The sequence below is a fragment of the Micromonospora sp. NPDC049114 genome (assembly GCF_040648635.1).
Taxonomy (GTDB): Bacteria; Actinomycetota; Actinomycetes; order Mycobacteriales; family Micromonosporaceae; genus Micromonospora.
Genome location: NZ_JBEZEA010000001.1, coordinates 1,474,412 through 1,498,495 on the forward strand (window position 1 = coordinate 1,474,412; position 24,084 = coordinate 1,498,495).

General features: G+C 71.0%; 22 protein-coding genes, 2 tRNA genes and 1 pseudogene. 7 read left to right on the forward strand and 18 right to left on the reverse strand.

Going from position 1 to position 24,084, the window contains the following annotated elements; translation table 11 throughout:
• Window positions 1–5: 5 nt before the first annotated feature.
• From AB0B39_RS07050 to AB0B39_RS07070, 5 genes and pseudogenes are all read right to left on the reverse strand, one after another.
• A complete protein-coding gene (locus AB0B39_RS07050) occupies window positions 6–200 on the reverse strand; it encodes a hypothetical protein (protein ID WP_234584465.1) in 195 nt (64 codons plus the stop codon).
• A gap of 37 nt (window positions 201–237) precedes the next feature.
• Entirely contained in the window at window positions 238–1,017 is a 780-nt protein-coding gene (locus AB0B39_RS07055; RefSeq protein ID WP_357573702.1) for an NAD(P)H-binding protein, read from the reverse strand.
• A gap of 64 nt (window positions 1,018–1,081) precedes the next feature.
• Window positions 1,082–1,735, reverse strand: coding sequence for a GAP family protein (locus AB0B39_RS07060; RefSeq protein ID WP_357491679.1), 654 nt, complete (start codon window positions 1,733–1,735; stop codon window positions 1,082–1,084).
• 52 nt (window positions 1,736–1,787) lie between these two features.
• Complete coding sequence (locus AB0B39_RS07065; RefSeq protein WP_357573703.1) at window positions 1,788–3,176, reverse strand: MFS transporter; 1,389 nt, start codon at window positions 3,174–3,176, stop codon at window positions 1,788–1,790.
• Window positions 3,177–3,234: 58 nt separating this feature from the next.
• Window positions 3,235–3,551: pseudogene (locus AB0B39_RS07070) on the reverse strand (hypothetical protein).
• A 162-nt stretch (window positions 3,552–3,713) separates the two neighbouring features.
• Here AB0B39_RS07070 and AB0B39_RS07075 point away from each other — a divergent pair.
• Genes AB0B39_RS07075 through AB0B39_RS07085 form a run of 3 tightly spaced genes read left to right on the forward strand, consistent with a single transcriptional unit; the run spans window position 3,714 to window position 9,537 of the window.
• Complete coding sequence (locus AB0B39_RS07075; protein WP_357573704.1) at window positions 3,714–8,183, forward strand: HAD-IC family P-type ATPase; 4,470 nt, start codon at window positions 3,714–3,716, stop codon at window positions 8,181–8,183.
• 49 nt (window positions 8,184–8,232) lie between these two features.
• Window positions 8,233–9,069, forward strand: coding sequence for an MBL fold metallo-hydrolase (locus AB0B39_RS07080; protein ID WP_357573705.1), 837 nt, complete (start codon window positions 8,233–8,235; stop codon window positions 9,067–9,069).
• A gap of 9 nt (window positions 9,070–9,078) precedes the next feature.
• Complete coding sequence (locus tag AB0B39_RS07085) at window positions 9,079–9,537, forward strand: hypothetical protein (RefSeq protein ID WP_357573706.1); 459 nt, start codon at window positions 9,079–9,081, stop codon at window positions 9,535–9,537.
• Window positions 9,538–9,549: 12 nt separating this feature from the next.
• Here AB0B39_RS07085 and AB0B39_RS07090 read toward each other — a convergent pair whose 3' ends face one another.
• Both AB0B39_RS07090 and AB0B39_RS07095 read right to left on the reverse strand, forming a co-directional pair.
• Window positions 9,550–9,858 (reverse strand): hypothetical protein, encoded by a 309-nt coding sequence (locus tag AB0B39_RS07090; protein ID WP_357491689.1) that lies wholly within the window; start codon window positions 9,856–9,858, stop codon window positions 9,550–9,552.
• Window positions 9,859–9,899: 41 nt separating this feature from the next.
• Window positions 9,900–10,226: a hypothetical protein gene (locus AB0B39_RS07095; protein WP_357573707.1), complete on the reverse strand. Its 327-nt coding sequence runs from the start codon at window positions 10,224–10,226 to the stop codon at window positions 9,900–9,902.
• Window positions 10,227–10,340: 114 nt separating this feature from the next.
• On the opposite strand from AB0B39_RS07095, the gene AB0B39_RS07100 reads away from it, so the two are divergent.
• The gene (locus AB0B39_RS07100; RefSeq protein ID WP_357491693.1) at window positions 10,341–11,069 is read left to right on the forward strand and encodes an LPXTG cell wall anchor domain-containing protein; all 729 of its coding nucleotides are present in this window, start codon (window positions 10,341–10,343) and stop codon (window positions 11,067–11,069) included.
• 124 nt (window positions 11,070–11,193) lie between these two features.
• On the forward strand, window positions 11,194–11,865 hold the full coding sequence (locus tag AB0B39_RS07105) for a hypothetical protein (RefSeq protein WP_357573708.1): 672 nt from the start codon (window positions 11,194–11,196) through the stop codon (window positions 11,863–11,865).
• Between the two features lie 192 nt (window positions 11,866–12,057).
• Here the strand turns inward: AB0B39_RS07105 and AB0B39_RS07110 are convergent.
• The 6 genes from AB0B39_RS07110 to gyrB form a co-directional block, all read right to left on the reverse strand.
• Window positions 12,058–12,133, reverse strand: a tRNA-Ala gene (locus AB0B39_RS07110).
• 42 nt (window positions 12,134–12,175) lie between these two features.
• Window positions 12,176–12,304, reverse strand: coding sequence for a DLW-39 family protein (locus AB0B39_RS07115; protein WP_007453934.1), 129 nt, complete (start codon window positions 12,302–12,304; stop codon window positions 12,176–12,178).
• A 42-nt stretch (window positions 12,305–12,346) separates the two neighbouring features.
• Window positions 12,347–12,420: transfer RNA gene (locus tag AB0B39_RS07120), tRNA-Ile, on the reverse strand.
• 152 nt (window positions 12,421–12,572) lie between these two features.
• The gene (locus tag AB0B39_RS07125; protein WP_234584452.1) at window positions 12,573–13,478 is read right to left on the reverse strand and encodes a DUF3566 domain-containing protein; all 906 of its coding nucleotides are present in this window, start codon (window positions 13,476–13,478) and stop codon (window positions 12,573–12,575) included.
• A 4-nt stretch (window positions 13,479–13,482) separates the two neighbouring features.
• Window positions 13,483–16,005, reverse strand: coding sequence for a DNA gyrase subunit A (gene gyrA / locus AB0B39_RS07130; protein WP_234584451.1), 2,523 nt, complete (start codon window positions 16,003–16,005; stop codon window positions 13,483–13,485).
• A 130-nt stretch (window positions 16,006–16,135) separates the two neighbouring features.
• On the reverse strand, window positions 16,136–18,079 hold the full coding sequence (gene gyrB / locus AB0B39_RS07135; RefSeq protein WP_234584450.1) for a DNA topoisomerase (ATP-hydrolyzing) subunit B: 1,944 nt from the start codon (window positions 18,077–18,079) through the stop codon (window positions 16,136–16,138).
• A gap of 521 nt (window positions 18,080–18,600) precedes the next feature.
• Here gyrB and AB0B39_RS07140 point away from each other — a divergent pair.
• Complete coding sequence (locus AB0B39_RS07140; RefSeq protein WP_234584449.1) at window positions 18,601–19,155, forward strand: hypothetical protein; 555 nt, start codon at window positions 18,601–18,603, stop codon at window positions 19,153–19,155.
• Here AB0B39_RS07140 and AB0B39_RS07145 read toward each other — a convergent pair.
• Window positions 19,140–19,640, reverse strand: a complete 501-nt coding sequence (locus AB0B39_RS07145; RefSeq protein WP_357491701.1) for a MarR family transcriptional regulator — start codon at window positions 19,638–19,640, stop codon at window positions 19,140–19,142. The two genes, AB0B39_RS07140 and AB0B39_RS07145, sit on opposite strands and share 16 nt — an antisense overlap.
• A gap of 89 nt (window positions 19,641–19,729) precedes the next feature.
• Between AB0B39_RS07145 and AB0B39_RS07150 the strand changes: the two genes are divergently transcribed.
• Window positions 19,730–19,957 (forward strand): hypothetical protein, encoded by a 228-nt coding sequence (locus AB0B39_RS07150; RefSeq protein WP_234584447.1) that lies wholly within the window; start codon window positions 19,730–19,732, stop codon window positions 19,955–19,957.
• A gap of 9 nt (window positions 19,958–19,966) precedes the next feature.
• On the opposite strand, the gene AB0B39_RS07155 is transcribed toward AB0B39_RS07150, so the two are convergent.
• From AB0B39_RS07155 to dnaN, 4 genes are read right to left on the reverse strand one after another with little or no spacing between them, the layout of a single operon-like run.
• Entirely contained in the window at window positions 19,967–20,659 is a 693-nt protein-coding gene (locus tag AB0B39_RS07155; RefSeq protein ID WP_357573709.1) for a DciA family protein, read from the reverse strand.
• Window positions 20,649–21,782 carry a DNA replication/repair protein RecF gene (recF, locus tag AB0B39_RS07160; RefSeq protein ID WP_357491705.1) on the reverse strand — a complete coding sequence of 378 codons (1,134 nt, stop codon included), beginning with the start codon at window positions 21,780–21,782 and terminating at the stop codon, window positions 20,649–20,651. The genes AB0B39_RS07155 and recF overlap by 11 nt, the downstream gene beginning before the upstream one ends.
• A 16-nt stretch (window positions 21,783–21,798) precedes the next feature.
• A complete protein-coding gene (gene gnd, locus AB0B39_RS07165) occupies window positions 21,799–22,671 on the reverse strand; it encodes a phosphogluconate dehydrogenase (NAD(+)-dependent, decarboxylating) (RefSeq protein WP_357573710.1) in 873 nt (290 codons plus the stop codon).
• Window positions 22,672–22,711: 40 nt separating this feature from the next.
• Window positions 22,712–23,845 (reverse strand): DNA polymerase III subunit beta, encoded by a 1,134-nt coding sequence (gene dnaN, locus AB0B39_RS07170; RefSeq protein ID WP_357573711.1) that lies wholly within the window; start codon window positions 23,843–23,845, stop codon window positions 22,712–22,714.
• Window positions 23,846–24,084 lie beyond the last annotated feature (239 nt).

Genomic DNA, 24,084 nt, shown 5'->3' on the forward strand with positions numbered 1-24,084 from the left:
GCGACTCAACTGCCGGCGAGGAAGGCGTTGTCGCGCAGGAAGGAACGGTCGCGGGCGGCCGCCAACTCCTCCTCGCGTCGGGCTCGGGCCCGCTGCAGCTCCAGGTCCTCCAGCGCGTGCCGGACACCCAGCCGGATCACGCCGTAGAGGAAGACGAAACCGAAGACGTAGAGGATCACCGTGGTGACGACAACGAACATGGCGTCACCGTAAGACGAACGTGAACCGGCATCCCTCTCATCTCCGCTCGGTTCCCCCGTACGTGTCCGCGAGGTGATCGGCCCAGGTACGCACACCGCGAGGCAGCGCCTCGGTGACCAGTCCACCGGCGCGCAGCTCGCGGCCGAGCCGGCCGGGAATCCGTACCGGCAGCAGGGGCCGGCGTGACCCGCGTGCCTCCCGCCAGGCACGGACGGCCTCGTCGAAGCGGAGCACCTGCGGCCCACCGAACTCCTCGATACCCCCGAGCGGGCCGGCGGCCAGCCGGGCCGCGAGCCGGGCGGCCACCTCACCCGGGTCGACCGGCTGGGCGAGCACCGCACGGTCGCCGACCACCGGGCCCAGCCGCGCGCTGGTGGTCAGCAGATCGTCGAGGAACTGGGGAAACTGGGTGGCGCGCAGCACCGACCACGGCACCGGGCCGGCGGCGACCACCTGCTCGGCTGCCAGCTTGTGCCGGTAGTACGGGAACGGCACATGGTCCACCCCGACGATCGAGATGTGGACCAGATGCCCCACGCCGGCCGCGCCGGCAGCGACCACCAGCCGACGGGTGCCCAGCACGTCCACCTGGTAGGTACGCCCCCGGGGCGAGGACGCCAGATGCAGCACCGCGTCCACGCCGGTCACCGCCTCGGCCACCCCGGCACCGCTGGCCAGATCGGCCACGACCCACTCCACGTCCGAGCCGGTACGCGGCCGGCGGCTGCTGGCCCGGACGCTCATCCCGTCGTCGCTCAGCCGCGCCAGCACGTGGCTCCCGAGTCGACCACCCGCCCCGGTGACCAGAACCCTCATCGTCCCCTCCTGTTCCGCGGACCCGTCGTGCTGATGACGGCCGCGCGACGCCACACGTGACGGCTCACTTCGAACGGATCAGGTCCAGCACGGTCAGCAGCGCGAAGAACGCGATCACGATCTCGTTGACGATCCAGGAGTGCCCCTCGGCCCACTTCCGCATCCGGGCCAGCACGCGCGCCGCCTTCTGCCCGAGCAGCACCAACGCCAGCAGCGGCACCGCGAGCAGGAACACGGTGAGCAGCACGAACGGCACCAGGTGCCACCAGGGGAGGTTGTGTCGGGCCACTGTCGCGCCGACCGTCGCCATGGTGAGGTCGTCGGTGGGTGTCACCACGAAGAGCAGGGCACCCATCCGCGAGGCCCAGCGCGGATCGGCATGGCCCACGCTGCCCAGCCAGCGCGGCGGCCCGGACCGGTTACGGCGCAGCCAGACCACCAGGGCCAGGCTCACCAGCAGCGCGAGCACCACCAGATCGATGACCGGACCGCGATCGATCCTGCTGGCGGCCGCGCTGGCGTCGGTCGCCAACCCGCCCAGCAACCGGGTCAACAACCAGCTCACGGTCACCCCGGCGGCGACCACCAGGCCCGCGCCGGCGAGGAAGCCCAGCGACGCGGCCCGGGGCCGGTCGGACGAGGCGAGGAAGACCGCCACGACCAGTTGGGTCCCGGCGACCATCACCACGGCCAGCGGCAGGACGGTCAGGAAGTTCATCGCCTGCCATCCTCGCGCCCGCCCGGTACCGCCATGGCGGATCCTCAGCCGATCACCCGCCCGGCCGGGTGGCCCCGCCCACCACCACGCGACCCGCCAGCAGCGCGCCGACAAGCGCCAGACCGGCCGCCACCACCAGGGTCACCACGTAGCTGGCCGGTCCGGGCGCACTCCCGGCGGCCAGGACGGCACCGGTGAGCGCCAGCACGGTCGCCGCGAAGAGCGAGTCGCCCAGTTGCAGCGACGAGCTGTTGCGCCCCTGCTCGCCGGGCGCGGACAGCTCCAGGGTGAGCACCGACAACGACGGGTACAGCAGCCCCATACCGAGCCCCGCCACCGCCCAGCCCAGCACGGCGACGGCCACCGGCAGCTCCGGCCGTACGGCCAACGCCACAGTCGCGGTGCCGGCCGTGATGCAGCACAACCCGACGCGGGGGAAGCTGGCCCGGGAGGCCGGCACGGGAAAACGGCCCTGCACCCAGGAGCCCACCGACCAGGCCAGGGCGCCCACCGTGAGGACGAGCCCGGCGGCGGTCGGCGACAACCCCCGCTCCCGGGAGAGCATCAACGGGATGACCACCTCGGCGCCGACGAACGCCGCCGACGCCAGCCCACGCAGACCGACCACCGTGGGCAGCCCGCGGGCCGCCCGCAGGAACCCCGGCGGCAGCAGGCGCGGAGCGCAGACCAGCAGGCCGGCCAGGGCGAGCGCGATCACCGCCAGGGCCACCACGCCACGCTGCTGACCCCCGATGTGCAGCAGTGCGGCGCTCACGCCCGCCCCACAGGCCCAGCCGATGCGGGCCATCGCGCCGGCCGGCGGCCGGGTCGGCACGGTCCGGTCGAGCGACCGCAAGCCCGGATGGATCAGCAACACCGCCGGCACGGCCACCGCCGGCACCACGAGAAAGACCCACCGCCAGCCCAGGTACTCGACGATCAGGCCGGCCAACGCCGGCCCGACCAGCGACGGTACGACCCACGCCGCGGCGAACGCGGCGAAGATGCGCCGATGCAACTCCTCGGGGTACGCCTGCCCGACGATCACGTAGAGCGCCACCGAGAGCAACCCGGAGCCGAACCCCTGCACGACCCGTCCGACCACCAGCGCCGTCATCATCGGCGCGGTCCCGGCGATCAGCAGCCCGACCACGAACCAGCCGACGCCGTGCCACATCGGCCCGCTGGGCCCCCGTGCGTCACACCAGATCCCGGAAACCACCATGGCCAGCACACCTGCGGCAAACGGGCCACCGAACGCGATCCCGTACAGCGCCAGCCCGTCCAGGCTGCGCGCGACCGTCGGCATGGCCGTGCCGACCGCCAACGCCTCGAACGCCAGCAGCGACACCAGCGCGACGCTGCCCACCGTCATCGCCCGCAGCCGGGGTGCGAACAGCCCGGCGGGGATCGGAACGGGGGTGACGGTTCGGCTCGACATGCACCGAGCCTGCGACCTCAACCCGGATTCATGTCAACCGGCGGTGACCCGGCTCTCGTCAGGCGTCCTGGAATGCCCTTCCGACGCCGCGTACCAGTCCCGACAGGTGCTGGTCCGCCAGGAGATGCCCGGCGGTGACCACCACGGCGAGCGGCCATTCGATCACCTGCAACGCGGCCAGCACGCCGAGCCCGGCGTAATAGGCGATCTTGTCCGGTGGTGGCACCGCCATCTCACCCAGCATTGGCAGAGCGACCCGGCGGCGATACATCCGGATGTTCTCGCGTGAACCGTTGAGGTGTCGCGTGAAGGTGCTCATTCCGGCCTCCCCGTGTCCGGTGATGGCTGTCGGGTTCCACCACCCACCCCGTCCATGCGCGGCCCGGCCCGCAAAGTTCCGGTGCTCGAAGGGGCATAACGGACGGCAGGTCGGGAAGCCAGGCCGCCGGACGCGAGGCGGTGGGAGGACGAGATGACCGACGGCACCAGCAGCGACAACGGAGAGTCGGGTCGGCGTCCGTCCGGCCGTACGCCTCGATGACGGCGGCTGGTCGCGCCGCCGGCCGCCTCCTGCCGTCCATCGGCGTGCCGCACCTGGTCGGGGAGGCGTCCCGGACCTTCGGGTCGGCGGCGACCCGGCTGGCCCGGACCGTCGGGCTGACCCGGCGGCGGGTCTGGTCCCGCCCCGGCCGGCACCACATCGAGGTGCACGGCGTCTGCCAGGACGGTGGCGACCGGTTGGCCCGGCAGGTGGAGGCCGCGCTGGAACGGTTGCCCGGGGTGGCCTGGGCCCGGGTGAACGCCCCGTCCGGCCGGGTGGTGGTGGCCGTGCAGGCCCCCGAACCAAAATTGCGGGACCTCATCGCCACGATCGGGCAGATCGAGGGAACCTGCGACCACGAACCGGATCCGGAGATCCCGCCCCCGCATCCGCCGGAGGAGGGGCCGCGCACTCCGCGCACCCTGGGCGGCCTCGCCTCGGACGCACTGGGCCTGACCATCTCGGCGGCCACCCGGCTCCTGCCGTTCGCGCCGATGCCCGCCGAGATCGCCGGCCTGCTGACGGCCGCGGACCTGCAACCGAAGCTGCACGCGTTCGTGGGCAGGCGGCTGCGCTCCGACCCCCGTGCCGACATCATCTTTCCGCTGGCCGAGGCGGTGGCGCAGGGCCTGACCGGCCGTTGGACGGGGATCGTTCTCGACGGTGCCCAACGGTTGGTGCAGTGGGGTGAGGCGCGGGCCCAACTCGCCGCGTGGGAGAAGGCCGAGCCGCAGCTGACCGGCGACCCCGAGCGCGCCATCGCTCGGTGGCCGGCGGCTGAACGTCCCCGCCCGAAACCGGACGGCCCGGCCGAGCGCTACATCAACCGGATGTTGGCCGCTGGCGTGGCCGCCGGCGTGGCGGCGACACCGCTCGCCGGACGCAAGCGAGCCACCGCGCTCGGCCTGTCCGCGCTGCCCAAGGCCCCGGGCAGCGGACGGGAGGGGTACGCGGCACAGCTCGGCCGGGTCCTCGCCCGGCGCGGGGTGATCGCGATGGACCGAAGCGTGCTGCGGGAACTGGACCGGATCGACACGCTGGTGCTGGACGCCGCGGTGCTCGGCTCGGAGCGGGGCGTACTCGCCGACCTCGCCCCGGCGGCCGACGCGGACGTCGACGAGGTGGCGGAGCGGGCGTTCGCGCTGTTCGATCCGAGCGACCCGACAGGTGCACAGGAGCGGGACGGCTGGCGGCTGGCACCACTGGACCAACTCCAGGCGGGCGGTCCCGGCGACGTGCCGGACGGCGAGCGGCTGCGCACGGCCGGCGGGCAACTGCTGGGGCTCACCCACTCCGGTCGGTTCACGGCGCTGCTGCGGGTCGAACCCGAACCCGCGCCGGGTGTCGACGGCCTGCCGGCCGCTGCCCGCCACGCCGGCCTGAAGCTGATCGTGGCCGGCGGCGACGAGCAGCGGTACGGCTTCGCCGACGCGCTGCTGCCCGGCGGGGATCGGCTGGCCGACTCCGTACGCGCGTTGCAGCGCGACGGGGCGGTCGTGATGCTGGTGTCCGGGGACCGGGCGGCGCTCGGCGCGTCCGACTGCGGGCTGGGGATGTCCGCTCCGGACGACCTGCCGCCGTGGGGGGCGCACCTGCTGGTCGGCAGCGACCTGCGGGTGGTGTCCCTGATGATCGAGGCGACCGGGGCGGCCCGGCGGATGACGCAGCAGAACATCCGGCTCTCGATGGCGGGCACCGGGCTCGGGGCACTGGGGGCGTTCACCGCCCCACCTGCCGATCTTCCCTTCCGGACGCTTGTCGCGGTCAACGGCGCGGCCGGGTTGGCCTTCGCGAACGGGGTCTGGCGGGCCCACCGGCTGCCCGACCGGTCGGACACGCCGGCGCCGGTGGCGACCGCCTGGCACCTGATGCCGGTCCGGACCGTGCTCGACCGCCTGGGCACCACGCCGGACGGGCTGACCAGCGCGGAGGCGCAGCGCCGACACGACGGCCAGGGGGCTGGCGGCGGCAACTCACCCGCCGGCGGTGGCCTGCTGCGGGCGTTCCTGGACGAGCTGTCCAATCCGCTCACCCCCGTCCTGGCCGCCGGGGCGGTGCTCTCCGCGTCGTTCGGCTCGCTCGTCGACGCCGCGCTGGTGGGCAGCGTCGTCGGCGGGTCGGCCCTGATCGGGGCGGTGCACGAACGCAACACCGAACGATCGCTGGCGGAGCTGTTGTCCCGTTCGGCGGTGACCGCGCGGGTCCGCCGCGACGGCGCCGAGCGGGTCGTCGCAGCCGAGGACCTCGTCCTCGGAGACGTCATCAGCCTCGAACCGGGAGACGCGGTGCCGGCCGACTGCCGGGTGCTCGAATCGGTGGGGCTGGAGGCGGACGAGTCGTCGTTGACGGGCGAGTCGCTGCCGGTCGCCAAGAGCAGCCGGGCGGTCGTCGCCGCGGCCATCGCCGACCGGCACTCGATGCTGTACGACGGCACCACCGTCGCCGCCGGCCACGGAACCGCCGTGGTGGTGGCGACAGGCGTGGACACCGAGTCCGGACGCAGCCTGGCGCTGATCCGGCAGGCGCCCCCGACCAGCGGGGTGGAGGCCCGGCTCGGCTCGTTGACCAGCAGCGCCATTCCGTTGGCGGCGGGTTCGGCGATCGCCGTGGCCGGTGCGGGGCTGCTCCGGGGCGTACCACTTGCCGAAACGGCGGCGACCGCCGCGAACCTCGCCGTCGCGTCGGTGCCGGAGGGCCTGCCGTTCCTGGTCAGTGCCGCGCAGCTGGCCGCCGCCCGGCGGCTGGCCGAGCACGGCGCGTTGGTCCGCAACCCACGCACGATCGAGGCGTTGGGTCGGGTGGACGTGCTCTGCTTCGACAAGACCGGCACCCTCACCGAGGGCAAGTTGCTGCTCGCCGGGGTCGGCGACGGCGTCGGCGACCGGTACGCCCCGGTGGACCGGCTCGACGACCGGCTCCGACTGACCCTCGCCACGGCGCTGCGGGCCACGCCCGCCGCGGCCAATCCGGAGGACCTGGCGTTGCAGACCGACCGGGCGGTCCGGCGGGGCGCCGCCACGGCTCACGTGGTGGAGCAGACCGGCGCCGCCGGCTGGCGGGCTGCCGGCGGGCTGCCGTTCGAACCGTCGCGCGGCTACCACGCGAGCATCGGTGAGACCGGGGGTCGCCTGCTGCTGAGCGTCAAGGGCGCCCCGGAGACGGTCTTGCCACGCTGCGCGACGCGGCGTGTCGACGGCCGGCAGGAGCCTCTGGACGACGCCGGTCGCGCGGAACTGCACCGCCTGCTGGCCGACCGGGCCGGGGCGGGGCACCGGATCCTCGCCGTCGCGGAGTGCCAGGTGGACGCCGCGCACATCACCGACTCCGACGTCCGGGGTCTGACCTTCGTGGGGTTCCTGGCCCTCGCGGACGGGGTCCGGGAGAGCGCGGCCCCCGCGGTACGCCGGATCCGGCAGGCCGGGGTCCACACCATCATGATCACCGGTGACCACCCGGCCACCGCCGAGGCGATCGCCGCCACCATCAGCGAACACGACGAGCAGCGGGTGGTCACCGCCACCGAACTCGACCAGTTGGACGACGACGCGCTCGCCGAACGGCTGGCCAACACCGACGTCGTGGCCCGCTGCACCCCGGCGCACAAGGTGCGCATCATCCAGGCGTTGCAGAAGTGCGGGCGGACCGTGGCGATGACCGGTGACGGCGCCAACGACGCCCCGGCGATCCGGTTGGCCGACGTCGGCATCGCCCTCGGCCAACGCGGCACGCCGGCGGCGCGCGCCGCCGCCGACCTGGTGGTCACCGACGACCGGTTGGAGACCATCATCGCCACCCTGGTCGAGGGTCGCGCGATGTGGTCGTCGGTCCGCCACGCGCTGAGCATCCTCGTCGGCGGCAACCTCGGCGAGATCGCGTTCAGCGTGCTCAGCGCCGCCGTGACCGGCCGTTCCGCCCTCACCGGCCGGCAACTGCTGCTGGTCAACCTGCTCACCGACCTGGCGCCGGCGCTGGCCATCGCGGTCCGCCCACCCGCCTCGGACCGCACCGACGCTCTGCTCCGGGAGGGCCCGGACGCGTCGCTCGGTGCGTCCCTCAGCCGGGAGATCGGGCTCCGCGCGGCGTCCACCACGCTGGGCGCGACAGTCGGCTGGACGTTGGCCCGGTACACGGGCCGCCAGCGCCGGGCCGGAACTGTCGCCCTCGTCTCGCTCGTCGGCACCCAGCTCGGCCAGACCATCCTGGCCGGCGGCACCAGCCCCGCCGTGCTGGCGTCCACGGCGGCGTCGCTGGGAGTGCTGGTCGTGGTGGTGCAGACGCCGGGGGTGAGCCAGTTCTTCGGCTGCACGCCGCTGGGCCCGGTCGGCTGGACCATCGGCGCCGGATCGGCGCTCGGTGCCACCTTCGCCAACGGCGCGCTCACCAGACTGGTGGAGCACCTTCCGTCGGCACGACCCGACCTCGCGCGGCCCGCCTCCGCGGCCGAGGAGACGGCCACGGACGGCTGACGCTTGAGCGGGGCCGGCTGGGGTACGGGAGCCGGGGGAGGTGGGCATGATGGCCGAGCATCCACAGGTGACATTCATCGGCACCGCGACGGCTGTGCTGCGGATCGGCGGGTTCACCCTGCTGACCGATCCGAACTTCCTGCACCGCGGCCAGCGGGCGTACCTCGGAAAGGGTCTGTGGTCGCGCCGACGCACGGACCCGGCGCTGCGGATCGCCCAGCTTCCCCACCTGGACGCCGTGGTCCTGTCCCACCTGCACGGCGACCACTTCGACCGGGTGGCCCGCCGGGAGCTGGACCGGGACCTGCCCATCGTCACCACGCCCGCCGCCGAACGCAAACTGCGCCGCTGGGGCTTCCACGCCGCCGAGGGCCTGCCGACCTGGTCGTCACGAGAGCTGCACCGCGACGGTACGACAGTGCGGCTGACCTCGATGCCCGGCAAGCACGGCCCCGGCCCGCTGGACCGGCTGCTGCCCGACGTGATGGGCACGATGATCGACGTGGAACGCGACGGGCGGCGCGGGTTCCGGCTGTACGTCACCGGCGACACGCTCAACCGTCCGCTGCTCACCGACATCCCTGAGCGCTATCCGGACATCGACGCGATGCTGATCCACCTCGGTGGCACGAAGGTCGCCGGAATCCTGCTCACCATGGACGCCCGCCAGGGCGCCGACCTGGTGGAGCTGATCCGCCCGAAGCTGACGGTGCCGATCCACTACGACGACTACCGGGTCTTCCGCTCCCCGCTGGCGCACTTCGTCGACGAGGCCCGCCGCCGGGGCTGGGTCAAGCAGGTACGCACCATCGCGCGCGGCGAGACCGCGTCGCTCGCCCCGACTCTCGTCGAAGGTCGTTCCGACGAGATTGATCTCGCTGACTAGCCTGACGCCATGCCGTCGCTCCTGGCCAACGGAACCCGCCCGAAGGCCTGGCCCAGTTTGCCGCTCGCGCTGCTGCTGCCGTGCAGCTTGCTGATTCTGCTCGGTGTCACGGACGACCGCGAGCCGCCCCCACCGGTCGGCGTGCTGCTGCCGGCGACGGTGATCGCGGTGGAACCGGCCCAGACCGCTGACGGCCCCTACGTGCTGCTGCGCGTCAATCCGGTCGACGGTCCCACCACCTGCGGCATCTACGAGCGGTCGTTCCCGGACCGACGGCTGCCGCCGCTGGACGAGCGACTGACCGTCGACTACACCCCGGCCAGGTGCATGCCGAAGCCGGTCAACACCGAGATGCCCCGAGGCGTGATCGTCGCCATGGGGGCCATCGGGTTGACGGTGTCGCTCCTCTGGCTCTGGGCCGGTCCGCGCTTCCAGCGGCTGTCCCGCCGGCGGCGCTCCCGCTCCTGACTGATGCGACAGTCACCGCTCTTCGGCACGGAACGGGTCCCGAGCCGGCCCCTGCTCGGCCCAACAGAGACCGCCACGAAACTCCACCCCCGGTATGCCGTCACCGAGTCGGCTGATGTCCACCACGCCCGCCAACGAGGTGACGAGGTCCGACCGCAGTTCCTCGGCCGCCGACTCGACGTCGCCCTCCTCCTGGGACCAGTCGATGTCGGCTCCCCGCAATTCGGCGACGGCACGACCGGTAACCGCTGCCGGGTCGGTGACGACCACCTCGACCCGACAGTAGATGTGCACGGTGACGGGAGTTGGTTGCTCATCCATCCGCGGATCATGGCAAGCCCGATGTGCGACCCGACAGGTCATTACCGAAGCGGTCTGGGAAGCGGCACCTCTCCTCGCATAGCCTTCTCGGCCAACTCGACGCGCTCCGGGTGGAGCCTGCTGTCGTCCAGGGGGTGGCCTGGAACGTTTATGCAGCGTTGGCCCGACAGGGCAGCACACACTGGGCACAGGAGGAAGAACCCGCTCGACGGCACCAGTTCGACACCCTGAGCCAGGGCCGCCCGGCCGATCTTGATGATCGCCTCGAAGAGGTCGCGGTCCTGGTGCCGCGTAGCGGCAGCGGCCGCTTCCCGCATCCCATCCCAGAAGTTCTCGGCTGAATTCGGGTCGTCCACGTCAATCCGCACGATCGCGGATCCCCGCCGCCGATCCAGGTAAACGCGAGCTTCTCGGGGTCCTGCCGATCCACCCACGACGGTAGTATCTCCGGGCTTTGATCGACAGCGGGGAGGAAGATCCACATGCGATGGAAGATCCCGGCCGGCGTTGCGATAGCGCTGGCCTTCATGGTCCCGGCGGCACCGGCGGTGGCGCAGAGCGTTACGCCCGGCCTCAACGAGAGCTGCCAAACGGTCGAGCGCAAGACGTTCAAGGACATCCGCGAGCTGTTCACCGTTGACCTGGACACCGCCACCGACACCCAGCTCCGCGTGCTGGCCAACCAGATCCAGGCCACGGCGAAGAAGGAATCCCTGACCACCCTGCCTGACGCCGTTCAGAAGCGGCTGGACGGCGCCTCGGACGACCTGCGCGCCTTCCTCAAGAAGGACGTGCAGAACATCTGGGAGGTGGATCTGCGGATCAAGGTGGGGCAGACGATGACCGGCGCCGGTCCCAACGTGAAAAAGGCCGCGCAGACGACGCTCGACGACGGATCCGTCGACGCCTTCCTGGCCTACCTGAACGAGGGCGTGTACGCCGCACGTGCGCTCGACTGCGCGTCCCAGCCCACCCCGACGCCGACGACGACGCCGACGACGCAGCCCACCGCGACGCCGAGCGCGACGTCGACCGTCCCGCCGACCGCGGCCACCTCCACCAGCCCGGTCGCTGGCGGCGGTGAGGGCGGTGGACTGCCCCTGACCGGCGCCGACACCGCGACCATCGCCGGCATCGGCGGTGCGCTCCTGCTCGTCGGCGGTGTGGGCTTCGTGGCCGCACGCCGGCGCCGTGCCCGCTTCGTGGCGTAGCTCGACCTGACGCGTCCGGTCCGACACCTCGTCGGGCCGGGCGCGTTGCGTTGAAGGGCGTTACCGCGCCGTTGGTGTCGTCCGTTGATCCTCTTGACCGGACACGCTGAGTAGGGTCGGCCCGGTGAATCTGAATCTCTACAACGATGTGCCCGAGGGCCTGACGCTACGGGCCCGGTCCTTCATCCGCGCGAACGGCGTCAAGGTCGACTGCCTGCAGGTCGAGCAGTGCCGGGAGCGATGGGTTGCGCTGGGGATTCCTTCGACAGAGGTCGACCGGGTGGCGGTGTATCAAGAGCGCTGGGGTGGTCTGGTCTTGCCTCCAGCCCCGCAGTACGACGGCGGCCCCAGGTACCTCGGTGCCCATACGCCGGAAGGGTCGACAACTGAGGGATGGCGGTTTGAAGCTGGCACACAGCGGACAGCCGTTCCGTATGCCTTCATGATCGGACCTGCCGGAGAGTTCGGGATTCACGCAGGGAATTGGGTTCCTCTACATGCCTCCATCGAGGGTTGGGTGGAGTCTCTTGCATTGGCTGACCATGCAGCCAGATGGGCAAAGCAAATCACGAAGGTCAACGGCGATGAGGTGGATGACATCGCGTTGGAGGACCACGAGCCGGTGCGAGAGGTCATGGGGCTGGCGGACACCTGGTGGCGGGGCACTGACTCGCTGGTGGCGATCTACACAGGGGAAGCACAGTGCCTTTCCTTCCCTGCGGGTCGCACCGCACGGATCTACTCAGGGCTTGATGAGTGGGGCCTACGCGGCGGCGTTGCTGAGGGCGACAGCTGACGATTCGGTGAGCTGCGGACGGTGATGGAGCTGCTCGGGCACTCCGCGATTCGGATGACGGCCGACACCTATGGCCACGTTCTGCCGGCGCGGGCTCGTCAGGCTGCCTCGCCATCGACCGGGTGCTGGGCGAGGAGGGGACGGCGTGACGGCTTGGCTGTACTCGGACCCGAGATCAACCAAGGGAAGTGCTGGTGGAGCCCAGGGGACTCGAACCCCTAACCCCTGCCTTGCAAAGGCAGTGCTCTGCCAGTTGAGCTAGGGCCCCGTGAGCGGCGGCGGCGATGCGTCGCTCACCGCCGGTCGGACGTCAGCGCAGGTCGGGTGCGGTGGTCGCCTCGTGCCACAGGGCACGCTCGTCGTTGGCGGCCTTGACCTTGTTGAAGACGACGGCAGCCACGCCGACGACGCCGGCCAGGATCAGCAGCTTCTTGAACATGGGTCGACCCCTCGCGCTCGACTAGCGTCGGACGATGTGCGGTGGGGCTAGATGGAATCGAACCATCGACCTCAGAGTTATCAGCTCTGCGCTCTAACCGACTGAGCTATAGCCCCGCGTTGCGACGAGCAAGATTAACCCATCCGCTCTGCCGGCCCCAAATCGGGGTCCGAACCTGCGAGCCGGGCCGTCGCCGCCTGCAAAAACTACCCGAGTACGGGGCGCCGGAGCGACCGCATTTCGCGGTGCCCCGACGCCCCGGTCACACTCAGTCCCGCTCGGCGAGCGTCAGCTCGATCCCGCCGACCAGGTCGGCGCAGACGTTGTAGACGAACGCTCCCAGCGTGGCCAGCGCGGTGAACAGCACCACGTTGACCAGACCGATCAGCGCCGAGCTGAGGATCACGCCCTTGGCGGTGATCTGGAACCCGCTGGTGCTCTGCCCACCGCCCGCGTTGACCAGGTCGCTGAGGCTGTCGTTGACGCTCTGGAACACACCCATCGCGTCCAGCGCCAGGTAGAGCACCGACGTGGCGACCACCACGACGATGAACAGCACCACCGAGACGGCGAACGCGAACTTCATCACGGACCAGGGGTCGATCCGCTTGAGGTTCAGCCGGGCCCGACGCGGACCGCGGGACGCCGCCGAACTGACCGAGGTACGCGCGGCGCGTACCGCCTCACCGACGCGAGCGGCACCGACGGCCGACGCGTTGCCGATCCCCGGCGGCAGGCCACCACCGCTCGCGGGGCGACCGCCAGCGGCCGTACGCCCCGAGTCCGGCTGGGTCATGCCCGGCGTGATCCGCGGCTGGGTGCCGGTGGCCCCGGTCGACGTCGCCTGACCGGGCCGCGTGTTGGTCGGCTGGGTGGTCGTCGGACGACCCGGGGTCGGTGCGGCCGCCGCAGGGGCCACCCCGGCGGACGTCGGTGCCTCGACAGGCGACGTCTCGGCCTTGGCGTCGCCCGATCCCCCGTCCTCGCCGGTCTGCTCCGGCGGAGGTGTCATGCCGGGAGCCCGGGTGAATTTCGGGGCAGGCGCGTCGGCGGGAACCGTGGCCCGGCCCACGGCCGCGCGGCCGGTCGCTGGTGTGCCGCCCTTGGCGGCCTCCTCGTCGACCGGGTTGGCCGAGGTCCCCGTGTTCCCCGACTTCGCCTGTGTCTCCGTCATTCAACTAGTCCTGTTCGTCAGGCTCGTCGGCATTGCGAGCAATCGCCACGATAGTCACGCCGTCCGGGAGGTCCATCAGCTTGACCCCCATTGTGTTCCGGTCACGCGTACGGCGTACAGGCTTCACCGGAGTCCGGATGACACCACCGTTGCTGGTGATCGCGAACAACTCGTCGTCTGGGTCGATCACCACGGCACCGACCAGACCACCGCGCCGTTCGGTGATCTTCGCAGTCAGCACGCCCTTACCTCCCCGGCCCTGCACCGGGTATTCCTCGATCGGGGTACGTTTCGCGTATCCCCCGTTCGTGGCCACCAGGACGTCCAAGCCGTCCCGAACGACCTCCATGGCGAGCAGGACGTCGTCGTCCGTGAAGCGCATGCCGATCACGCCCGAGGTGGCCCGGCCCATTGGCCGCAACGCCTCGTCGGAGGCGTTGAACCGGATCGCCTGCGCCTTCTTGGAGACCAGCAGCAGGTCGTTCTCCGGCGCCACCAGCGCAGCACCGACCAGCTCGTCCTCATCGCGCAGGTTGATCGCGATGATTCCGCCGGAACGGTTGGAGTCGAACTCCTCGAGCCGCGTCTTCTTCACCAGGCCGTTCTTCGTGGCCAGTACCAGATAGGGGGCTACCTGGTAGTTCGGGATTTCGATGATCTGCGCGATCTGCTCGTCGGGTAGGAAGGCGAGCAGATTGGCCACGTGTTGGCCCTTGGCTACCCTACTGGCCTCCGGCAACTCGTATGCCTTGGCCCGGTACACCCGGCCCTTGTTCGTGAAGAACAGGATCCAGTCGTGCGTGGAGCATACGAAGAAGTGGCTGACGATGTCGTCCTGCCGCAGCGTGGCGCCGCTGACGCCCTTGCCGCCACGCCGCTGCGAGCGGTACAGATCGACCTTGGTCCGCTTGGCGTACCCCGTCCGGGTGATCGTGACGACCACGTCCTCCCGGGCGATGAGGTCCTCCATCGAGACCTCGCCGTCGAACGGGATGATCTGCGTACGCCGCTCGTCGCCCCACTTGGCGACGATCTCGCCCAGCTCCTCCGAGACGATCCGGCGCTGCCGCTCCGGCTTGGCCAGGATGTCCTTGAGGTCGGCGATCTCGATCTCGAGCTTGGTCAGGTCGTCGACGATCCGCTGCCGCTCCAGGGCAGCCAGGCGGCGCAGCTGCATGTCCAGGATCGCGGTCGCCTGGATCTCGTCGATCTCCAGCAGCCGGATCAGGCCCTGCCGGGCGTCGTCCACCGTCGGCGACCGCCGGATCAGCGCGATCACCTCGTCCAGGGCGTCCAGCGCCTTGGCCAGACCGCGCAGGATGTGCGCCCGCTCCTCGGCCTTGCGCAGCCGGAACGCCGTCCGTCGGCGGATCACGTCGATCTGGTGCTCGACGTAGTAGCGGATGAACTGGGCCAGGTTGAGCGTGCGCGGCACACCGTCGACGAGCGCCAGCATGTTGGCGCCGAAGGTCTCCTGGAGCTGGGTGTGCTTGTAGAGGTTGTTCAGCACCACCTTGGCGACCGCGTCGCGCTTGAGCACCAGCACGATCCGCATGCCGGTACGCCCGGAGGACTCGTCGCGGATGTCGGCGATGCCGGCGAGCTTGCCCTCCTTGATCAGCTCGGCGATCCGCTCGGCCAGGTTGTCCGGGTTGACCTGGTAGGGCAGCTCGCTGACGACCAGGCAGGGCCGGCCCCGCTTGTCCTCCTCGACCTCCACCACGGCGCGCATCCGGATCGAGCCACGACCCGTGCGGTACGCGTCCTGGATGGCGGTCGTGCCGACGATCAGGCCGTGGGTCGGGAAGTCCGGGCCCTTGACGATGCCGAGCAGGGCTTCGAGGGTGGTCTCCTCGTCCTCCTCGGGGTGCTCCAGGCACCACTGCACCGCCGCGCCGATCTCCCGCAGGTTGTGCGGGGGGATCTTGGTGGCCATGCCGACCGCGATGCCCTCGGAGCCGTTCACCAGGAGGTTGGGGATCCGCGACGGCAGGATCGTGGGCTCCTTGGCCCGGCCGTCGTAGTTGTCCTGCAGGTCGACGGTGTCCTCGTCGATGTCCCGCAGCATCTCCATGGCGAGGGGGTCGAGCTTGCACTCCGTGTATCGCATGGCGGCGGCCGGGTCGTTACCCGGCGAGCCGAAGTTGCCATTGCCGTCGACCAGCGGGTAGCGCAGCGACCAGGGCTGCGCCATCCGGACCAGCGCGTCGTAGATCGCCGAGTCGCCGTGCGGGTGGAACTGACCCATCACGTCGCCGACGACCCGGGAGCACTTCACGTAGCCGCGGTCCGGCCGGTAGCCGGAGTCGAACATGGCGTAGAGGATCTTGCGGTGGACCGGCTTGAGCCCGTCCCGGACGTCCGGCAGCGCGCGCCCGACGATCACGCTCATCGCGTAGTCGAGGTAGGAGCGCTGCATCTCCACCTCGAGCCCGACCGGCTCGATCCGGTCGTGCGCGACCACGGCGGCGAGTGCCTCGGCGGGAACCTCGGGCTCGTTCGGTGTGGACTCGGGGGAATCGGTCACTGTATACCCTTATCAGACTCAGAGTCGTTTTCGTGCTGTGGATAACGGCTGTGGATACCGACCAACCTGTGGATAACTCTGTGGACCGGCGGGCCGGTCGGGTGGTGCCCGACCGGCCCGCCGAGGCCCGTCAGATATCCAGGAACCGCACGTCCTTGGCGTTGCGCTGGATGAACGACCGGCGCGCTTCGACGTCCTCACCCATCAGGACGCTGAACAACTCGTCCGCAGTTGCGGCGTCGTCGAGCGTGACCTGACGCAGGGTACGCGTCGCCGGGTTCATCGTGGTTTCCCACAGCTCGGGATAGTTCATCTCGCCGAGGCCCTTGAAGCGCTGAATGTCGTCCGGCTTGGCGTTCGGCTTCTTCTGCTGGCGCAGCGCGATGAGCCCGTCCCGCTCGCGGTCGGAGTACGCGTACTGCGCGTCGTCGCCCCGCTTGTTCCACTTGATCTTGTAGAGCGGCGGGGCGGCCAGGTAGACGTGCCCCATCTCGACCAGCGGACGCATGAAGCGGAACAGCAGGGTGAGCAGCAGCGTCTGGATGTGCTGGCCGTCGACGTCCGCGTCGGCCATCAGCACCACCTTGTGGTAGCGCAGCTTCTCCATGTCGAAGTCGTCGTGGATGCCGGTGCCCAGCGCGGTGATCAGCGCCTGGACCTCGTTGTTCTTCAGAACCCGGTCGATCCGGGCCTTCTCCACGTTGAGGATCTTGCCCCGGATCGGCAGGATCGCCTGGGTCCGCGGGTCGCGGCCCTGCTTGGCCGAACCACCGGCCGAGTCGCCCTCGACGATGAAGACCTCGGACTCGCGCGGGTCGGTGGACTGGCAGTCGGCCAGCTTGCCCGGCATCGAGCCGGACTCCAGCAGCGACTTGCGCCGGGCCAGCTTGCGCGCCTGCTGCGCGGCGATCCGGGCACGGGCCGCCTGGGACGCCTTCGTAATGATCATCTTGGCTTCGGCCGGGTTGCGGTCGAACCAGTCAACGAGCCGGTCGTTGCAGACCCGCTGCACGAAGCTCTTCACCGGGGTGTTGCCCAGCTTGGTCTTGGTCTGGCCCTCGAACTGCGGGTTGGCCAGCTTGACCGAGATGATCGCCGCGAGCCCTTCCCGGATGTCCTCGCCGGAGAGCTTCTCGTCGCCCTTGAGCAGCTTCTTGTCGGTGCCGTACCGGTTGACCACGCTGGTCAGCGCGGACCGGAAGCCCTCCTCGTGGGTGCCGCCCTCGTGGGTGTTGATCGTGTTGGCGAAGGTGTAGACCGACTCGCCGTACGACTCGTTCCACTGCATGGCGATCTCGAGGGACATGCCCTCCTCTTCGGCCTCGAACTCGACCACTGTCTTGTGGATCGGGCTCTTCGAGGCGTTGAGGTGCCGGACGAAGTCCGCGATGCCGCCCTCGTAGTAGAAGGTGACCTCGCGCTGCCGGCCGTCCTCCTCGGCCACCCGCTCGTCGAGAAGGTGAATGCGCAGGGCGCGGTTGAGGAAGGCCATCTCCTGCAGGCGCCGGTAGATGGTCTGGAAGTCGAAGTCGACGGTCTCGAAGACGTCGGGGTCGGGCCAGAAGGAGACGGCCGAGCCGGTGCGGTCGGTGGCCTCGCCCTTCTCCAGCGGGCTCGGCTTGGAGTTGGTGTAGTGCTGCCGCCACACGGAGCCGGACTTGTGGATCTCGACGAACATCTTGGTGGAGAGCGCATTCACCACCGAGACACCGACGCCGTGCAGACCGCCGGAGACCGCGTACGCCTTGCCGTCGAACTTGCCACCCGCGTGCAGGATGGTCAACGCGACCTCGACACCCGGCTTCTTGAGCTTCGGGTGGAGGTCGACGGGGAAGCCTCGGCCGTTGTCGGTGACCCGGACGCCGCCGTCGGCGAGCAGCACCACGTCGATGGTGTCGCAGTATCCGGCCAGCGCCTCGTCGACCGCGTTGTCGACGACCTCCCAGACGAGGTGGTGCAGACCGCGTTCGCCGGTGGACCCGATGTACATACCGGGCCGCTTGCGGACCGCCTCCAGCCCCTCGAGAACGGTGATCGACTCTGCGCCGTACTCCTGCTTGTCCTGCGCTGCCACCCTCGGCCACTTTCTCGCGTCGTCGGCGCCGGGAGGGCGCGTCGGGCGCGGGTTCGGCGGACAGGACGCGACGTCGGCGCGCGGACCGGCGCCGGAGACCTCCGGACAGCGGGTCGAACGCGCCGGTCGCCGCGGTTGCCCGCGGATCGCGATCGGCTCGACCCGGAGTGGAGAATGAACCTGGGCCACCGGCCCCGTCCCTCGCCCCGCACCGGGTCTTCGTCTCGCTGTCAATCCTACTGTGCGCGGAGGACAGAACCACCACTCGGCACCCTCAACGAGGCGGCTGAGATGTCCGTAGCCGGCAGAACCCCGTTACCCGCGACTCCCCCCACACGCCAGGCTCCGTTCGGACGCGCCGCCCCCGAACGGGTTGACCCGCGCTCGGGCGGGTCGGGGGTCGCGGCCCGATCGTCCGTGCCGTACGTTTGCGGCGCCCCGGAAGCGGCCTTGATCTTTACCGGCCGGAACCGGGACGATCGACCCGATCGACCCGACACGTGCTCATTAAGAGGTGACAGATGGGGCTGGACAACGTCGCGGTGCACTGGCCGCGGACCGGCCGCTTCTACGATCCGGTGGCGCCGGCCGAGTTCGTCGACTTCGGCGAGATCGTCGACCTGCCGCGGATCTCCGCGCCGACGGCGGCGCTGGCCGAGCTGATCGCGAAGACCGGCACCGTCCGGGCGACCGCGTACACCGAGCTGGTGGATCTCCTGCTCGGCCTCGAAGGTGTGTTGTACGCCACAGACGCCGCCGCCGAGGACGAGGATCCGGTGATCGACCCGGACGGCTGCGCCTGGATCGCCGGCGGCATCGAGCGGTTCGTGGCCGGCCACCGGGAGTACGGCGAGACGGTCACCTTCGACTCGGTGAGTACGGTCCTGCGGGCGCTGCTCGGCGACGGCCGGTTGGCCGAGCAGCAGCTGCGCTGGCTGGAGACCCGACTCGACGCGCTGCGCGACGAGCGCGGTGATCCGCCGCAGTGGAACTTCACCTGCGCGGAGCTGGGCGTGCTGGCGGCGTTCTACCGCCGCTGCGCCGAGCGCGGCTTCGCCGTCTACGCCGACGCCTGAGCGGCCGTCCCGCTCGGCGGGGCGGCCGGGTCGCCGGCGGGCCGGTTCGCCGCCGCGATCACCTGTGTGAGCACCGCGTGCAGATGCCGCAGGTCCTCGACGGGCAGCCCGAGGCGTTGCACGATCGCGGCCGGGATCCGTTCGGCCTGGGCACGCAGCGCCGCGCCGCTGGCGGTGAGGGTGACGGCGAGGCTGCGCTCGTCGGCGGCGTCGCGCTCCCGGCGCAGGTAACCGGCTGCTTCGAGCCGCTTGAGCAGGGGTGACAGGGTGCCCGGGTCGAGCTGCAGCAGGCGGCTGAGGTCGCGGCCGGACAGCGGCGCGTGCTGCCACAGCGCCAGCATCACCAGGTACTGCGGGTGGGTCAGCCCCATCGGTTCCAGCAGCGGCCGGTAGACGGCCACCACGCTGCGTGCGGCGACCGACAGGGCGAAGCAGACCTGTTGTTCCAGCGCCAACGGGTCGACGCCCTCCGGCTGTCCGCTCATCGGTTGCTCGCTGACTGCATGCTGATTATTCTAGCGATCGTTGGTGTACCAATCATTGGTGTGGCAACTGACGGCGTGGAAGGACTGCGATGAGCGAGAACGGCGCGGCGAACAGGACCCCGGGCGAGGGTGGTCGCCTGATGCGGTGGACGTTCCGGAACCTCGCCGGCCCGGCCGACGGGGTCGCGGGCGCCGTGCAGGGTGGCTCGGCCGAGGCCCGCGAGGCGTGGAAACGCGACCTGGCCGAGCGCAAGCGCTACACCCAGGAGCAGCGCGAACGTAAGCGGGCGGCCCGCGAAGCCGACCGGCGGCGCTGAGCGGGCCGCTCAGCCGTACGTGTCGCGCGGCCCCCGACCGCGCACCCGGCGCGGCCCCTTCTGCCAGGACGGCGCGGCCGGGCCGTGGATGTGCAGCTTGCGCACCACGTTGTGACCGACCTCCTGGGCGATCTGCTTGAGCAGCGAGCCGGCGAGCAGCCGCAGCTGGGTCGCCCAGGCCGTCGAGCGCGCCTCCACTGTCAGTTCGCCGTTCTCCAGCTTGACCGGTCGGCTGTGCTGGGCGACCTCGGCACCGACCACCCGCTCCCAGGCACCGAACACGGTGGCCTCGGCCGCGGGCTGCTGCCAGCCGCGTGCTTTGACCAGCCGATTCAGCACCGCACTGAGGGGTTGCGGGTCGCGCGGGTCAGGGCCGGGGCCGGAGTAGCCACGCAGCCGCCGACCCGAGCCGCCGGCACCGTCGGCGCCCGCGCCGCCGGGGGCACGCCGGGTGCGCGCCGCCGCCTGCCGGCGCGACAGCGCGGCGTCGAGCACCGCCCGGGCCAACTCCGGTCCCGTCGCACCGTCCGCCGGCCCGCCGCCGTCGACACCGGCCGCGCCGCTTCCGGCCGCGTCCGGGCCGCCGGCACCGCCTCCGGTCGCTCCCGACCTCGCGGTACGCGCGCTCGCGGCGTCACCGGCCGGCCGGCCGCTGCCGGTGCGGTTGGCGCCTGACCGCCTGGCGTCCGGTTCATCCGACACGGCGTACCGTCCCCTCGCCTACCTGATAGCGGGTGCCGCGCAGCGCGGCCGGCACGTCGTCGTCCACGGCGCAGGTGACCAGCAGCTGACTCGCCCCGCCGACCAGCTCCGCCAGCCGCTCCCGCCGCCCGCTGTCCAGCTCGGCGAAGACGTCATCGAGCACCAGGACCGGCTCGATACCGTCGGCGCGCAGCAGGTCGTACCCGGCCAGCCGCAGCGCGAGCGCGAAGGACCAGGACTCGCCGTGGCTGGCGTACCCCTTGGCGGGGAGCGGCCCGAGAGACAGGGCCAGCTCGTCGCGGTGTGGCCCGACGAGGGTGGTTCCCCGTTCGATCTCCGCGGTCCGCGAGGCGGCGAGCGCGGTGGTCAGCGCCTCGGCCAACGCGGCCCGGTCGGTGGTCGGCTCGGCCAGCTCGATCGACGGCCGGTAGGCGATACCTGCCGCGCCCCGCCCGGCGGCCACCGCGTCGTACGCCTTCGCGACGTGCGGGGTGAGCGCGGCGACCAGCTCCAGCCGCCCGGCGAGCAGCTCCGCGCCGTGCTGGGCCAGGTGGGTGTCCCAGACGGCGAGGGTGCCGAGGTCGCCGCCCCGGGAGCCACCGGTCTTGCGGGCGAGGTACGCGGTGCGCAGCAGAGCGTTGCGCTGCTTGACGACCCGCTCGTAGTCGGCCCGTACGCCCGCGTAGCGGGGCTGCCGGTTGACCAGGAGGTCGTCCAGGTAGCGGCGGCGCTCGGCCGGGTCGCCACGGACCAGCTCCAGGTCCTCCGGCGCGAAGAGCACCAGCCGCAGGGCGCCGAGAACGTCCCGGGCCCGCCGAGCCGGGGAGCGACCCAGCCGCGCCCGGTTGGCCCGGCCCGGCACGATCTCCAGCTCGACGAGGAGTTCGCGACCGTCGTGGACCACCGCACAGCGGATCACCGCCGAGGTGGCGCCCATCCGGACCAGCGGCGCGTCCGTGGCGACCCGGTGCGAATCCAGGGTCGCCACGTAGCCGAGCGCCTCGACGAGGTTGGTCTTGCCGACGCCGTTGGCGCCGATCAGGACGTTCGCCCCCGGCTGGAGGTCGACGGCGACCCGCTCGTACGAGCGGAAGTCGACCAGTTCCAGCCGGTGGACGTACACAGGGTGTGGATACCGCTCAGCGCTTGTGGACGGCGTGGCCACCGAACTGCTGGCGCAGCGCGGAGACGGCCTTCATGGCGGGTGAGTCGTCCTGCCGGGAGGCGAACCGGGCGAACAGGGAGGCGGTGATGACGTTCAGCGGTACGCCGAGCCGGACCGCCTCGTCGACGGTCCAGCGCCCCTCGCCGGTGTCCTCGGTGTAGCCGCTCAGTTCGGCCAGCTCCGGGTCCTCGTCGAGGGCGCGGTCCAGCAGGTCGAGCAGCCAGGAGCGGACCACAGTGCCCTCACGCCAGGACTTGAACACGCCCGGGACGTTGGTCACCAGCTCGGAGGCTGTCAACAGCTCGTAGCCCTCGGCGTAGGCGTGCATGAGGCCGTACTCGATGCCGTTGTGCACCATCTTCGAGTAGTGCCCGGCGCCGACGGGGCCGGCGTGCACGAAACCGAACTCGCCCTCCGGCTTGAGCGCTTCGAAGATCGGCATGAGCCGGTCGACGTGCTGCTGGGCGCCGCCGACCATCAGCCCGTAGCCGTTCTGCCGGCCCCAGACGCCACCGGAGACGCCGACGTCCACGTAGCCGATGCCGCGCTCGTTCAACCGCTCGGCCCGGGGCGCGTCGTCGCTGAAGCGGGAGTTGCCGCCGTCGATGATGATGTCGCCGTCGCCGAGCACCCCGGCGAGTTCGTCGATAGTGGCATCGGTGACGCCGGCGGGCACCATGACCCAGACCGCCCGCGGCGATTCCAGCTTCTGCGCCAGCTCGGCGAGGCTTGCGGCGTCGCTCAGCTGCGGGTTGTGATCGAATCCGACCACCTCGTGGCCGGCAGCCCGCAACCGCTCGCGCATGTTGCCGCCCATCCGGCCGAGTCCTACCAGGCCGAGCTGCATCTGTTCCTACCTCCGTGGATCTGGGTGTTGCTGGGCGCGATCAGCGAGACACGCGGATCGGCATGATGAGGTACCGATACCCCGGAATGGCCTCGCCATCCTCGCCGGCGGGTGAGATCACCGCGGGTTTGAAGGCATCGACGAACGACAGCACGGCGGTCTGCGAACCCAGGTTCGCCAGGCCGTCGATGAGGTACTGCGGGTTGAAGCCGATGGTCAGCGCGTCACCGGTGAAGGTGGCCTCCATCGCCTCACTCGCCCGTGCCTCCTCGGAGCCACCGGCCTCGACCACCAGCCCGTCGGCGCTGAAGCTGAGCAGCACCGGGGTGGTGCGCTCGGCCACCAGGGCGACCCGCTTGACGACCTCGATCAGGGTGCTGACCGACACCCGGGCCTCGGCGTTGTGGGTGGCCGGGAAGAGCGAGCGCACCGGCGGGTAGTTGGCGCCGTCGAGCAGCCGGCTCGTTGTGCGACGGGTGCCACCGGCGAGGCCGACCATGCCCTCGCCCGCAGCGCCCTGCGCGAGGGCGAGGGTGACCTCGCCGCCCAGCGGGCCGAGCGCCTTGGCGGTGTCGTTCAGGGTGCGGGCCGGCACCAGGGCGTTGATGCTGACCTCGGGGTCGTCGGGCCGCCACTGGATCTCGCGCAACGCCAGCCGGTACCGGTCGGTGGCGAGCATCGACAGCGTGCTGCCGGAGAGCTCGACGCGGACGCCGGTCATCATCGGCAGCGTCTCGTCCCGGCCGGCGGCGATGGCCACCTGGGAGACCGCCGTGGCGAACGCCGCGGCGTCGACAGTGCCGGCGCTCTGCGGCATCTCGGGCAGGGCCGGGTAGTCCTCCACAGGCATTGTGGGCAGGGTGAACCGGGCGCTGCCGCAGACCAGCTCGAGGTGGGCGCCGACCGCGGCGATGTCGACAGGCTTGGCCGGCAGCGCCTTGGTGATCTCGGCGAGCAGGCGGCCGGAGACCAGAGCGGCGCCGTCGGCGTCACCCTGCACCTCGACTGTCACCTGGCTGGAAACCTCGTAGTCGAAACCGGAGACCCGCAGGTTGCCGTCGGTGACGCGGAGCATCACCCCGGCGAGCACCGGTACGGATGGCCGGTTGGGCAGGCTCTTCGCGGTCCACGCCACGGCCTCGGCGAGCGCGTCGCGCTCCACTCGGAACTTCATCAATGCCTCCGCGTCGACGTCAGCGACAACTCTCTCATGCCGACCGCTGCCTACCGTCCCGCCCGACCGTGCGGGTGTCCATCGCACCTTAGGGCGCAGGGACATCGGCTGTGCGCCCGACCCCGTGGATCGTGTCGATGCTGACCGGCCTGTCCGGCAGCGTTCGGCCCGATCCACAGAAAGCCCAACGGTGATGATTGGTTTTTGTTCTCTTAGAAGAGATAACCCATCGTCTTCAT